This window comes from Corynebacterium sp. CCM 9204 (assembly GCF_041357695.1).
In the GTDB taxonomy this organism is placed as follows: Bacteria; Actinomycetota; Actinomycetes; order Mycobacteriales; family Mycobacteriaceae; genus Corynebacterium.
Genome location: NZ_JAUERX010000002.1, coordinates 21,205 through 33,977 on the forward strand (window position 1 = coordinate 21,205; position 12,773 = coordinate 33,977).

The 12,773-nt window shown below is 62.9% G+C and carries 13 protein-coding genes; 4 read left to right on the plus strand and 9 right to left on the minus strand.

Annotated features, from left to right (window positions below):
• Nucleotides 1-17 precede the first annotated feature (17 nt).
• Nucleotides 18-869 carry a TrmH family RNA methyltransferase gene (locus tag QWU43_RS04275; protein WP_370915336.1) on the plus strand — a complete coding sequence of 284 codons (852 nt, stop codon included), beginning with the start codon at nucleotides 18-20 and terminating at the stop codon, nucleotides 867-869.
• A 7-nt stretch (nucleotides 870-876) separates the two neighbouring features.
• Here the strand turns inward: QWU43_RS04275 and QWU43_RS04280 are convergent, their stop codons facing one another.
• The 3 genes from QWU43_RS04280 to serC all read right to left on the minus strand — a co-directional run bounded on the left by QWU43_RS04280 (nucleotide 877) and on the right by serC (nucleotide 4,012).
• A complete protein-coding gene (locus QWU43_RS04280) occupies nucleotides 877-1,767 on the minus strand; it encodes a hypothetical protein (protein WP_370917223.1) in 891 nt (296 codons plus the stop codon).
• 8 nt (nucleotides 1,768-1,775) lie between these two features.
• Nucleotides 1,776-2,711 (minus strand): septation protein SepH, encoded by a 936-nt coding sequence (gene sepH / locus QWU43_RS04285; protein WP_370915334.1) that lies wholly within the window; start codon nucleotides 2,709-2,711, stop codon nucleotides 1,776-1,778.
• Nucleotides 2,712-2,878: 167 nt separating this feature from the next.
• The gene (gene serC, locus QWU43_RS04290; RefSeq protein ID WP_370915371.1) at nucleotides 2,879-4,012 is read right to left on the minus strand and encodes a phosphoserine transaminase; all 1,134 of its coding nucleotides are present in this window, start codon (nucleotides 4,010-4,012) and stop codon (nucleotides 2,879-2,881) included.
• Nucleotides 4,013-4,791: 779 nt separating this feature from the next.
• On the opposite strand from serC, the gene QWU43_RS04295 reads away from it, so the two are divergent.
• Both QWU43_RS04295 and fkpA read left to right on the plus strand, forming a co-directional pair.
• Complete coding sequence (locus tag QWU43_RS04295) at nucleotides 4,792-6,087, plus strand: citrate synthase (RefSeq protein WP_370915333.1); 1,296 nt, start codon at nucleotides 4,792-4,794, stop codon at nucleotides 6,085-6,087.
• A 203-nt stretch (nucleotides 6,088-6,290) separates the two neighbouring features.
• A complete protein-coding gene (gene fkpA, locus QWU43_RS04300; RefSeq protein ID WP_370915332.1) occupies nucleotides 6,291-6,650 on the plus strand; it encodes an FKBP-type peptidyl-prolyl cis-trans isomerase FkpA in 360 nt (119 codons plus the stop codon).
• A 71-nt stretch (nucleotides 6,651-6,721) separates the two neighbouring features.
• Here the strand turns inward: fkpA and QWU43_RS04305 are convergent, their stop codons facing one another.
• From QWU43_RS04305 to QWU43_RS04330, 6 genes are read right to left on the minus strand one after another with little or no spacing between them, the layout of a single operon-like run.
• Complete coding sequence (locus QWU43_RS04305) at nucleotides 6,722-8,224, minus strand: carboxyl transferase domain-containing protein (protein WP_370917224.1); 1,503 nt, start codon at nucleotides 8,222-8,224, stop codon at nucleotides 6,722-6,724.
• Nucleotides 8,225-8,275: 51 nt separating this feature from the next.
• A complete protein-coding gene (locus tag QWU43_RS04310; protein ID WP_370917225.1) occupies nucleotides 8,276-9,520 on the minus strand; it encodes an ABC transporter permease in 1,245 nt (414 codons plus the stop codon).
• Nucleotides 9,517-10,425, minus strand: a complete 909-nt coding sequence (locus tag QWU43_RS04315) for an ABC transporter ATP-binding protein (protein ID WP_370915329.1) — start codon at nucleotides 10,423-10,425, stop codon at nucleotides 9,517-9,519. Before QWU43_RS04315 ends, QWU43_RS04310 begins: the two co-directional genes overlap by 4 nt.
• Before the next feature lie 21 nt (nucleotides 10,426-10,446).
• Nucleotides 10,447-11,028, minus strand: a complete 582-nt coding sequence (locus tag QWU43_RS04320) for a hypothetical protein (RefSeq protein WP_370917226.1) — start codon at nucleotides 11,026-11,028, stop codon at nucleotides 10,447-10,449.
• Nucleotides 11,025-11,471, minus strand: a complete 447-nt coding sequence (locus QWU43_RS04325) for a hypothetical protein (RefSeq protein WP_370917227.1) — start codon at nucleotides 11,469-11,471, stop codon at nucleotides 11,025-11,027. The genes QWU43_RS04320 and QWU43_RS04325 overlap by 4 nt, the downstream gene beginning before the upstream one ends.
• Nucleotides 11,472-11,493: 22 nt before the next feature.
• Nucleotides 11,494-11,763: a helix-turn-helix transcriptional regulator gene (locus tag QWU43_RS04330; protein WP_370915326.1), complete on the minus strand. Its 270-nt coding sequence runs from the start codon at nucleotides 11,761-11,763 to the stop codon at nucleotides 11,494-11,496.
• 136 nt (nucleotides 11,764-11,899) lie between these two features.
• On the opposite strand from QWU43_RS04330, the gene QWU43_RS04335 reads away from it, so the two are divergent.
• Complete coding sequence (locus tag QWU43_RS04335) at nucleotides 11,900-12,760, plus strand: aldo/keto reductase (protein ID WP_370917228.1); 861 nt, start codon at nucleotides 11,900-11,902, stop codon at nucleotides 12,758-12,760.
• Nucleotides 12,761-12,773: the final 13 nt, after the last annotated feature.

Consider the following 12,773-nt stretch of genomic DNA (forward strand, 5'->3'; position numbering starts at 1 on the left):
TGTCCTACGATGACACCGTGCTGCGCATACCTGTGACCTCCCCAGACGATTCCAGGCTCCTCGACTACCGGGACCTCAACCATTCAGACAACCGCCCCGACCTCCCCGGGGGAAAGGGACTGGTCATCGCCGAAGGTGCACTGGTTGTCGGGAGACTCCTGGCCTCCCGGTTCCCGGTTCGCTCAATCGTCGGTTTCGGGCACCGGTTGGATGAATTCCTTGCCGATCCCGAGGTGGTCCGGGCTGTCTCGGCCAGGGGTATCCCGATTTATGAGGTGGAGCGTCGTACCCTCGCAGAGACCGTGGGGTTCGATATGCACCGTGGACTGCTCGCCGCCGCCGACAGAGTACCCGGTATGAGCGTTACCGAAGCTGTTGACGGTGCGCGCACCATCGCTGTCCTGGAAGGGGTGGGGGATCATGAGAACATCGGTTCGTTGTTCCGCAACGCAGCGGGACTCGGCGTGGACGCGATCCTCTTCGGTGCCGGGTGCGCGGATCCACTGTACCGGCGGGTGGTGAGGGTTTCCATGGGGCATGTTCTGCGCACCCCATTTGCGCATTTTTCCGGAACACCGACGACGTGGCAGCGAGGACTCGAGGACCTCCGCGCCGACGGATTCACCCTTCTGTCACTCACACCGGATCCGGCTGCGGAGCATCTCGCGGATGCCGTCACAGGAGCCGATGGGTACCCTGTGAATCGGCTCGCACTCCTGGTCGGAGCGGAGGGGCCCGGGTTGTCGGAGCACGCCATGCGGGCCACCGATGTCCGTGCCCGGATACCGATGGCCTCCGGCACGGATTCCCTCAACCTGGCGACAGCCGCTGCGATTGCATTTTACGAACGCCAGCGCAGTCTGCGCTGAGTGGTTCTCACGGGCGGTCGGTGTGCCGCAGGCGATGTCCGATGGTCTTCCTCATGACGCGGCCGCGCCTCACAATGATCTTGCCGACCCTGCGTGCTGCCGCCGCACCTGCTTCCGCGAGCCTCCGGAATTCGTCACCGTCCGCATCATCGGCATCGTGGGTCTCGTAATCGTCGTACCCCGGGTCGCGCACGGACAGCCCGAGTTTCGACGACGCCCTGCCCACCACCGTATCCAGGTCTGGTGCCCGGTGATGTCCGGATCCGTCAAGAAAACGGGGCTCCGGGCGTCCGTCGACAGCGAAGGCCGTGACGTGGATGTCCGGGCCATCAGATGTGATGTCGAAGCCCAACCAGGCTTGCTGCGCGGCCGGAACCAGGTCAACGGGATGGAACGGAAGGTCAATGCCACCGCCAGTGCCGTCATCGTGCTCACCGGCCCAGAACGGCAGCTCAAAGGGGTCAGGTAGGCCGATGTCCTCATAGAGGCGGTCACGCCGGGCGCAGAGCGAACGCACCACCGTACCGTCATGGAAGTGGGCGAATCCACCGAAGTCGGTCGCAGGATCCATCGCGAAGACGTAGATGTCCTGGGCGGGCAGGGAAGAGAGGAGACGGGGATCGAGGTCGGAGAGTCGATGGATGTCGTCGATGACGGTCTGCACGAGGGTGACACCGGGATATCCCGCGATGTAGTACTCGTCGGTTGACGCCGGAACACTCCGGTTCAGAGCGAACTGACCGATGGGAGTGATGGGCCATGCCGGGTTCAACTGGGCAAGATACTTACGTCCGAAACCACGGTCGGAGCGTGGTTCACTGGCTATGACGGCGGCTGGGTCGGTTGTGTTGACGAACCAGATCGTGATGACGGCGCTGGTGTGGGTCGGATTGTTCACCTGGAGACTCAGTTCTTCGGTCGTTTGGTGTTCGTGCGGACCCCCAGAAGGACATCCTCCCAGTGCGGGGTGATGGCTCTGCGGCGGGGACGTTTGGACTGCTCATCATCGGGATGACGGAGAAAATCCCGGTCACCTCCATCCCCGAGATGGTCCTCGGCATCGTGGCCGGAGTCTCCGGGGGCCGTGTGGGATGAACCGTGCTCCCCGGTCCTGTCATCGTCCTGGGCGGTGTCGGTCCCCGCCCAGACCGGGCTGAGGATACGCTTGGGGCGTCCGAAGTTGGGGTCGAGGAGGGCTGCCGCGACCGAGTTCCGGGCGACCGCGGTGGCATTGCTGACGCCCTGGCGGTGGTAGGACCACTCAGAGGTGGTTCTGGTTTGCCCCTCCAACCAGGTGACCAAAATGACCCACTGGCCACCGGACTCACGGTAGGAGTCCCATTCACTGCTGTCGAGATCGTATCCACGGGCGGCTAGCGCCGTCGCGAGGACCTCCCAGAGGGTGAGTGGTGCGGGCCCGTCGTCTCGGACGGGATGTGCCTGTTTCGCCATGTCGGCGATACGTCCGCGTTCCAGGAGGACCGGGTGTGCGAATGGCTCGATGCGACTCTCCGGGACACCGCATTCTGTGGCCAGTTCGCTGATTTCTGCGCCGCCACGGATTCTCGCCTGGATCTCCTTGGGACTCATGGTGAGCGGTGCAGAGAGCCTGGGGTCTGGTTCCCGTGATGTGCGGGATGCGGCGGGATCCCCGTCGGTATCTGTCGACATGGCAGATTCTGCTGCGGGGGTGGCCGCGTCGCCGGTGATGATGCCGCGGAGTCGATCATCGACCGTGAGGAAGAACTGTTCATCCTCCGCGGTGCCCGACACCGGATCGACGAGGTGGAGCACCAGGGACCCGGGTGTGGATTCCTCGGGTACGATTCTGAGCTCCCGCATACGATCTCCCTGTGTGCTCTGATGGGGCCGGATCTCCCGGGTCCGGGGTCGGCTTTTGCTCCACTCTAACGCACACACCACCGCGGTACCGGTCAGAAGCGCCGGTCGCGGTGGTGTTTTTGTGACGGATGCTCCCCGTACGGAGCCAGGCTGTGGCTGAATCCGGGCTATGCGGTGGCAAGCCCCTCGTCGAGGATGTGATCGATGGACGCGGTGAGTTTCTCAACGTCGGCGGCATCGATTGCGGGGAACATACCTACACGGAGCTGGTTACGGCCGAGCTTGCGGTAAGGCTCCACGTCGACGATCCCGTTCGCCCGCAGAATTTTCGCGATTCGTGCCGCATCGATCGAATCGTCAAAGTCGATGGTGCCGACAACCAGTGACCGGTTCGCGGGATCAGAGACGAAGCACTGTGCCTCGGGGCGGGCATCCGCCCAGCGGTAGAGGACCTGTGAATTAGCGGTGGTTCTTTCGACCATGCCCGGGAGACCGCCAGCCGCGTTCATCCACTGCACCTGGTCATTCATCATCAGGAGGGTACCGACGGCCGGGGTGTTGTAGGTCTGGTTCTTGCGGGAGTTGTCGACGGCCGTCTGCAGGTTGAGGAAGGCGGGGATGAAACGGTCGGAGGAGTTTATCTCGGCGATTCGCTCGATCGCCGCGGGGCTCATTGCCGCGAACCACAACCCGCCATCGGACGCGAAGCACTTCTGTGGGGAGAAGTAGTAGACGTCTGCCTGGTCCATCGAGACCGGGAGCCCGCCCGCACCTGAAGTCGCGTCGATGACGACGAGGGATCCCGCGGAGCCTTCCGGTCGGGTCACTGGAACCATCGCACCCGTGGATGTCTCATTGTGGGCCCAGGCGATCACGTCACATCCCTCGAATGCCTGCGGCTGCGGGGCGGAACCAGGTTCCGCGGCGACGATCGCCGGGTCCGCGAGCCACGGGGCCTTCTTTGCCGCTGCGGCGAATTTTCCGGAGAATTCCCCGAAGGTCAGGTGACCGGAGCGATCACGGATCAATCCGTACGTGGCGGCATCCCAGAAGGCGGTGGCACCACCGAGAGAAAGGACGATCTCGTAGCCTTCCGGAAGGCTGAACAGTTCGGCCAGACCTTCACGGAGGGAGCCGACGACGTCGCGAACAGCGGCCTGCCGGTGGGACGTTCCGACGATTCCGGTGGCGCCGTCGACGATGGCCTGAATCTGAGCGGGACGCACCTTAGACGGACCACAGCCGAAGCGGCCGTCTGCGGGCAACAGGTTCGCGGGAAGGGTGGGGTACTGGTCGGTCATGGCGGTGTCGGGGTCTTCCTCGTTGGGTACTGGGGCTGTGGTCTGGTAGCAGACCGGGTACAGCACAAAACCGTACCCGGATAACTCTAGTCCCCGGGCCTGGTCCGGGGCGCATGGTGGGGGTGTGGCTCGGGCACGTGATGGAGGAAGAGATGCAGGAACCTTCCGGCCCTGCCGGACAGATCGCGGGCAGTGGGGAATGCTCGAACGTCATGTTCTGTTCGCGGACCCTGGAAGACCAAATAGGCGGGGGTAGTAAACCTGTGTCCCGGGCCCCCCGTAGCGGGTGTGTTGGGGTTGAATACTGTGCACTTAACTGTCTGGGTCATCACAATCTTTGCTAGACTGTGCCACACCCCACTGCCGTGTTTTTGGGGGTATGTGTAAAACCATGACGTACCGAGCCTTTGAAAAATGGTGCCGTTGGCCATCTCGGTCCATCCTCTGAAAAGGCTCCTCACCTCATGGAACACTGATAACTTCACAGGGTGTGTCACGTGCCGCTGTTGTCTGTTGCCGCTGTTTCATTAGGGCTACGCGGGGGCGGTGAGTCCTGGCTCTATGTGTTCAGGTCATCTAGCGGGCATGATGTTACGGGTACAACCGGAGTGGATGCCTGTGCGTGACAAACCGTATAGCGTGGAGGTGATTATCCGGATTGTGTTCCGGGCAACACCGCCCGGTGAGGCGTGGCAGTTCAGCGTGGCGCACCATGCTTCGGTGCAATGGCCGTCCCAGAACTGGGATGGTGACACTTGACAAAGCTTGAAAGGTACATTGTGGCAACTGACAACAAGGACAAGGCCGTACTCCACTACCCCGGTGGTGAGTTCGAGATGGACATCATGCGGGCTTCCGAAGGTCAGGACGGCATCGTCCTGGGCAAGATGCTCGCCGAGACCGGACTCGTCACCTATGACCCGGGCTATGTCAGCACCGGTTCCACCGAATCTGCGATCACCTACATCGACGGTGCCGAGGGGATTCTCCGCTACCGTGGTTACGCGATCGAGGACCTTGCGGCGAAAGCCACCTTCAACGAGGTTTCTTATCTGCTTATTCACGGTGAGTTGCCGACGCAGGCGCAGTTGGAGAAGTTCAATGCCGAGATTCGGCACCACACCCTCATCGACGAGGATTTCAAGAGCCAGTTCCGGGTGTTCCCCCGTGATGCTCACCCGATGTCCGTTTTGGCGTCCTCCCTGAACATCCTCTCCACCTACTATCAGGATTCCCTGGATCCGCTGAATGCAGAGCACCGTGACAAGGCCACTGTCCGCCTGATGGCCAAGGTTCCGATGCTGGCTGCGATGGCGCACCGTGCCCGCCACGGGGAACCGTGGATGTATCCGGACAACAAACTCAACGCCCGTGAGAACTTCCTCCGGATGATGTTCGGTTTCCCGACCGAGGATTACGAGGTCGACCCGGTCATGTCCAAGGCCCTCGATCAGTTGCTCATTCTGCATGCCGATCACGAGCAGAACTGCTCCACCTCGACGGTGCGTATGGTCGCTTCCGCGCAGGCGAACATGTTCGTCTCCATTGCTGCGGGCATCAACGCCCTGTCTGGCCCGCTCCATGGTGGCGCTAACCAGGCTGTTCTCGAGATGCTTGATGAGATCAAGGCCAACGGCGGCGACGCGACCGACTTTATGACCAGGGTGAAGAACAAGGAGGCCGGTGTCCGTCTCATGGGCTTCGGTCACCGCGTGTACAAGAATTACGATCCGCGTGCGGCAATCATCAAGTCCACTGCGCACGAGGTGTTGGAGAAGATGGGTGGTGACGAGCTGCTCGATCTCGCCTTGAACCTGGAGGAGATCGCCCTGGCGGACGACTACTTCATTTCCCGCAAGCTCTACCCGAACGTCGACTTCTACACCGGTCTCATCTACCGGGCGATGGGCTTCCCGACGGACTTCTTTACGGTGCTTTTCGCCATGGGCCGTCTTCCGGGCTGGATCGCCCAGTACCGTGAGCTCATCGAGAACCCCGCCTCCAAGATCTATCGCCCGCGTCAGATCTACACGGGTGAGACTCTCCGCGAGTTCGTTCCGCGCCCGCAGCGCTGAATGTATCGCTGATCGAGATGCGGAAGAACCCGCGGTACACCGCGGGTTCTTCCTTGTCGAGGGTCGCCGGTATTTTTTCCTTGAAAGAAAATCGCGTACAGTGGCTCCGTTGTGGTGGCACGCCACCCTCGCCCGGTCGTGAGCGGGGCAACATCGCGTACCATCGCCAGTGAACATCACGTCTACAGCCCAAAGGAGCGTTCATGGACAAGCCCACGATCGAAGCACAGACCGGCCCCGCCCCAGAGGACATCGTCATCGTCGACCTCATTGAAGGTGACGGGCCGGCTGCTCAGCCCAATGGACTCGTGGAGGTGCACTACGTCGGCGTCGACTTCGAATCGGGCGAAGAGTTCGACTCTTCCTGGGATCGTGGACAGACCATCGAATTTCCCCTCTCCGGCCTCATCGCAGGCTGGCAGGAGGGTATCCCGGGGATGAAGGTGGGTGGGCGCCGCCAGCTCACCATTCCCCCGGAAGCCGCCTACGGGCCTGCGGGTGGCGGGCATCCGCTCTCCGGCCGGACCCTTGTCTTCGTCATTGACCTGATCAGCGTCGGCTGATGTAGAGCAGTAGATTCCCAACGAGGAAACCACCGCCCAATCGGGGCGGTGGTTTCCTCGCGTCTCAGGTGTCAGTTCCGTTCCACGGCCCACCGCTCGTAGTGTCGGAAGCGGTGTTCGCGCCCGATTGTCTCGGGGGCTGACGCCAATTCGTTGAGCGCCCCGGCAATTGCGTTCAGAACCCGTGAGATGAACGCATCCGGTTCCTCGGCAGCGTCGGGTTCCTCCGGGATGAGCGCATCGACGATACCGGTATCCCGCAGGGCGAAGGCGGAGACCCGCTGCTCCCGCATCATCTCCGGGGCATGGTCCGTATCCCGGTGGATGATCGCCGATGCGCCCTCCGGGGGCAGTGGGGAGAGCCAGGCATGTTCGGCGGCGAGAACCGTATCTGCGGGCAGCATCGCCAGTGCCCCGCCTCCGCAGCCCTGCCCGAGGATCACCGAGACCGTCGGAACGTCTACGTCGACGAGTTCACCGAGGGTCCGCGCGATGGAACCCGCCATGCCCGCTTCCTCGGCTGCGACCGACAACTCAGCCCCCGGGGTGTCGATGACACTGACCAGCGGCAGACCAAGGCCCTGCGCCAGCGCCACACCACGCCGGGCGAAGCGTAGCGACGCCGGGCCGAGTTCCGTCGCCGCGTGCGGCGGCTGGGCGTGCCGGTCCTGCCCGATGAGCACACACGGTTGCCCCTTGATCCGGGTGAGGGCCACGATGACAGCCGGGGAGATCCGACCGTCTCCGGTGCCCGACAGTTGGATGAGGTGATCGGAAAGGCATTCGACGAGATTCCGCAGTCCGGGGCGGTCGGTACGGCGTGTCGCGGTGATCGCATCCCACACGTCTATACGGGGTGTTTCCGGAGATACCATCACGTCGATCGTGTGCACGCCCGTGGTCGGAGTTCGGAGGACATCGACGATCTTCATCACCGATTCCCGCAGTTGGCCCGGGGAGACGACACCGTCGATCACACCTCGGGCGGCGAGGTTCTCGGCCCGTTGCACCCCGTCCGGCATCGGGATGCCGGTGGTGAGCTCGACGACGCGGGGTCCGAGGAAACCGAGCAGTGCGCCGGGTTCCGCGAAGGTGAAATGTCCGGCGGATCCCCAGGACGCCATCACGCCGCCGGTGGTGGGATTACGGAGATACACGAGGAAGGGGAGTCGGGCGTCCTTGTGCCGGTAGACGGCTGTGGTGATGGATACCATCAATGCGAAGGCGGGGGTTCCCTCCTGCATCCGGGTGCCGCCTGACGCCGGAGAGATCAACAGGGGAAGTCCACTCTCTGTGGCTTTGTGGATTCCGTCGATGATGCGGCGGGCTGTCGCCGCTCCGATGGATCCGCCGAGGAAACCGAACTCACTCAGGACGAATGCCACCCGGGTACCGCTCACTGTCCCTTCGCCGGTGATCACCGCTTCATCGACGCCGGACCTTTCCCGGGCGCGTTCGAGAGTCTCCCGATACCCGTCACTGATGTTCCCGTATACGGGTGGGTTGTCCCAGGATATGAAGGAACCGGGATCGAGAACCTGATCGATGAGATCGCGGGAGGTGGTGTTCGTCATGGCTGTCACTGTAACCACGGTGAGCCGCCAGCCGGGGCGATCCGGTACAGGTCAGCCCCGCTGCGCTCGGTGCAGTGCCTTCAGCCAGCCCACGGGGGAGCCGGTGTGCAGAATCGACGAGCGGTAGATCCGGGCGGCGAGCAAGATGATCACGGCAGTGGACAGGGTGAGGATCGCCGCGGCGCCCAGGACGCCTCCGACCCCGACATTGCCGACCGCGTACTGCAACGGGATCGTCGAGGATGAGAACGGTGGCACCCAGGCGGCGGTGCGCATAAAGGTCGAATCCACCTGAGACAGACCGAAGAACGGCAGATACATCACTCCCATGAGAAGCAGAATCACCGGTGTCTGCACGCCCTGGAAGTCCTCCATCCTGGACACCAGCGAGCCGGCCGCCGCATAGAGCACCGAGAAGAAGAGATACCCGAGGATGTAGAACAGTAGCAGGACAGGCAGAACCGTGAGATCTATCTCGACGTCGAAACGCTCGCCGATCCCGGTGAACCCGATTCCCGCAGCCGCGACCGCGAACAGGGCGGCGACGAACACCAATCCAACTCCACCGACTCCGATGATCTTGCCCCACAGGAGATCGAGCGGCCGGACAGTGGAAACCATGAGTTCGACGACGCGAGAGGACTTTTCCTCGATGACCGCAGAACCGATGGTGATGGCGAACATCATTACCGACATGACCAGTACACCGATGCCTATCAGCGTGATCATGACGGTTCCTGCGATCCGCGGATCACCGAAGGCACCACCGCCCGATTCGTCGCCCACGTGGACTGCGGACACGGTTCCGGTTGCGGTGATAGCGGAGAGCTGTGCACTGCTGATCCCGATCTCGGCGAGCAATTCGTCCTGTGCGATCGTGCTCTGTGCGGCCCGGAGTGCGGTGAGGATGTCTGTGTCACCGGAGGATTCGGTGACCAGCTCCCAACCCGCCCCGGATTCCGCAGGACGGTAGATGGCATCGACGTCCCCGTCGGAGAGTGCTTCCAGTGCGGCAGCCTGATCCGGGTAGGCGATCGATTCGATGATCGGACCGTCCCCGCTGTCCCGGGTCACGGCCGCGAGTGCTGCAGGTTCTGTTTCGATGTAACCGATGACCTGTGGTGCGCTCTCCTTCGAACCCTGCCAAGCGCCCCAGCCGAGACCACCAAGGACGGCGACGAGCATGATGACGAGGGTCACCCAGACGGATTTCCGAGTGAGGACGGCGCGTGCCTCACGGGCGGCGATCAGCCGGATCGCCGCAGTCGAAGAATAGGTGTCGGTCGGGTGGCTCATGGTTTGACTACTTCCTGGAAAAGATCGGACAGATCGGGACGGCGACGGGTGAAATGGTGAACCGGACCGGCGGCCATCGCGGCGCGCAGGATGTCCTGGTCAGTGGTCGGGCATCCGGGATCGAGGGTGAGTAGTGTCACGGTGTCGCCACCGCTGACTGCGGTGGCCCCGGGTACCGCCCGCCACCAGTCCCCGGGGGTACCGACATGTACCTCGTAAGTGTCCTCACCGGTGTCCCGGAGCTCGTCGACGGTGCCTTCCGCGCGCATCTGGCCAGCGGCGATGATCCCGACGCGGTGGCAGAGACGTTGGACGAGGTCGAGCTGGTGCGAGGAGAACAGGACCGGGACCCCCGCCTGCGCCCGCTCGACGAGGATGTCGCTCATCACGTTCACCGCCACGGGGTCGAGGCCCGAGAACGGTTCATCCAGGACGAGGACATCCGGGTCGTGGACGAGGGCGGCGGCCAGCTGCACGCGCTGCTGGTTTCCGAGGGAGAGTGACTCGAGCTGGTCGTCGGCTCGGCCGCTGAGCCCGAGCTGCTCAAGGAGGTCGGTGGTGCGGTTCTCGGCTGAGCGCTTGTCGACACCATGCAACCGTGCCAGGTAGATCATCTGTGCGCCGATCTTCTCCTTCGGGTACAGTCCCCGTTCCTCCGGCATGTAACCGATGCGGCGGCGGGAGGATTCGGTGAGCGGTTCGTCGCCGAGCCGGACCTCGCCGGAGTCGGCTGCGATGACCCCGAGCGCGATACGCATGGTGGTCGACTTGCCGGCCCCGTTGGATCCGACGAAGCCGTAAATCTCGCCGGGGTGCACGGTGAAACTCATGCCGTCGAGTGCCGTGAGATCGCCGTATCTCTTGGATATCCCGTCGATGACGAGCGGGGATGGTGAGCGTGTCATGGTTTTCTTCCTTACTGGTTTTCAGTCCGCGTCGGGGAACAGCAGATCGGGGTCGGTGGGGTCGGGTAAGGTCCACGCGAGGACGAGTCCGGGGATGGCGCCGATCAGACCGATGATGAGGAACATCGTCATGCCGGTCGTGTACGTCAGGTCGTACAGATCGCGCATCGCCCACCCTCTGTCCAGCGCCCAGACCGATCCGAAGGTGATGATTCCGGCGTAGACCAGACCGATCATGTAGTAGAAGTGGGTTGTCGTGGCGCGTAGTCGGAGCTGTCTCTCCAGCTCGTATTCGTCGAGGAACTCCGGCGGCGCCATGTCCTCCAGTCGGATCAGCGTGCGGATCATGGACCAGATGGCACAGGACGCCAGACACAGGGCCGCGGTCATGGCGAGCAGGGTCGCCTGTTCACGGAGTACCGCCGCGACGCTGAGTGTCACCCCGGTGAGGTAGACCCCGCAGAACAGGAGAACCAGGACCCGCCGGTGGCGGAGATTCCGCCACCGGTGGAACCGAGAGTCCAGGACGTCCCGTCGACGTTCGAAACTGTCCAGGCGGCGCTGCCGGTAGCGGGTCCTCGGGGAGGGAGTGTGGCCGGTCATGCTTCCTCCGTGTCCGGTGTGGTCCACGCGGTCACGAGGTTCGGCCAGGTCAGGGAAAACAGGACCCCCAGGAGGAGGAACGCGGTGGTGGCCCGGATCAGATCCACCGAACCGGATTCCGCGGAGATCCCGATGACCAGCGCACAGACTCCGGCACAGGCTGACAGCATCCACAGAGCCTGCTCACGACGGTGTGACCTCTGTGCGTGCTCGTATTCGTCCAGTTCGCGGGACCGGTCGTTCATTCCGGTTGCCGTGCCGAGTCGGTTGGATAGTACAGCGAGAAGGACGCAGATGGCGGCGAACAGGTAGACGGGCACCACGCCAGTGCTGATTCCGATCCCGACCAGGGCCGCGACGGCGGTGACTGCGGTGAAGCCCCCGACGAGAAGACGACGCCTACTCAGGGAGACGGTCGGTGCGATTATGCGGGGTGTGGTCACTGTCGTGTTCCTTTCCGTGTGCTCACCGTGTCACTGGTGTGGGGTAGAGGTCGTGGGACATGGGGCTGAACTCCTCGCGGGAGAACACTGCCTCGACCGGTAGTCGGAAGGTTTCGGCGATGCGCATCGCCAGGTCGAGGCTGGGGTAGTGGTCTCCGCGTTCGAGAGCTCCGACGGTCTGTGGATTGACCTCGATGACCGCCGCGAGATCGGCACGTGACATCCCGTGCTCCGTGCGCAGAACCTTGACGCGGTTGTAGATTGGGCGCGTCGGCTTTTTCGATGGGGACATAAAATAAAGTGTTGTATAAACACAATGAATTGTCAATATTCTACTGTGTAACGTTGGATGGTGTGGATGCCGGCCGACTGCCCCCGTGCTCGCGTACCTCGTGCGCGTCTCCGGCCATGGGTGTTCAATGGGGGCCATGACTGAGAAGACCTTTCCCACGACCGTGACCCTGAACGACGGCAATGAGATACCGCAGCTCGGATTCGGCGTTTACAAGCTCAAGGACGATGGCTGTGTCAGGGCGGTCCGGCACGCCATCGATGTGGGCTACCGGCACATCGACACCGCCGCCATTTACGGCAACGAGGAACAGGTCGGCAACGCCATTCGTGACGCTGTCGCCGCCGGTGATGTCACCCGTGAAGAGTTGTTCATCACCACCAAGGTGTGGAACGACCGTCACGGGGCGGATGAAACGGCCCGCGCCTTCCAGGAGTCACTGTCGCGGCTCGGCCTTGATTACGTCGACTGCTATCTCGTCCACTGGCCCTGTCCTCGGCAGGGGCTTGCGGTGGACACCTTCCGGGAGATGGCGAAGATCCAGGGGCTCGGGGGTATCCGGTCGATCGGTGTCTCGAACTTCTACGCCGAAACCCTTGACGAAATCATCTCAGCCACCGGGATTACCCCGGTGCTCAACCAGATTGAACTGCATCCCGGTTTCTCCCAACCGGAACTTCGTGGAGTCAACCGGGAACGCGGAATCGCCACCGAAGCGTGGTCCCCGATCGGTCGGGGGAGAGGGCTCGATCATCCGGTGATCACGCGGATCGCGGCGGAACAGGACAGAACTCCGGCACAGGTCATGTTGCGCTGGCACCTCCAACTGGGCAACATCGTCATCCCGAAGTCCGCGAACCCGAAGCGTATCAGTGAGAACTTCGATATCTTCGACTTCCACCTTGCTGAACGTGATGTTGAGAGCATCACCGCGCTGGATGATTCCGCCATTGCGGGACGTATCGGCCCTGATCCGCTGGTGTTCCCCGAAGACTGAGCAGCCGGTCGGC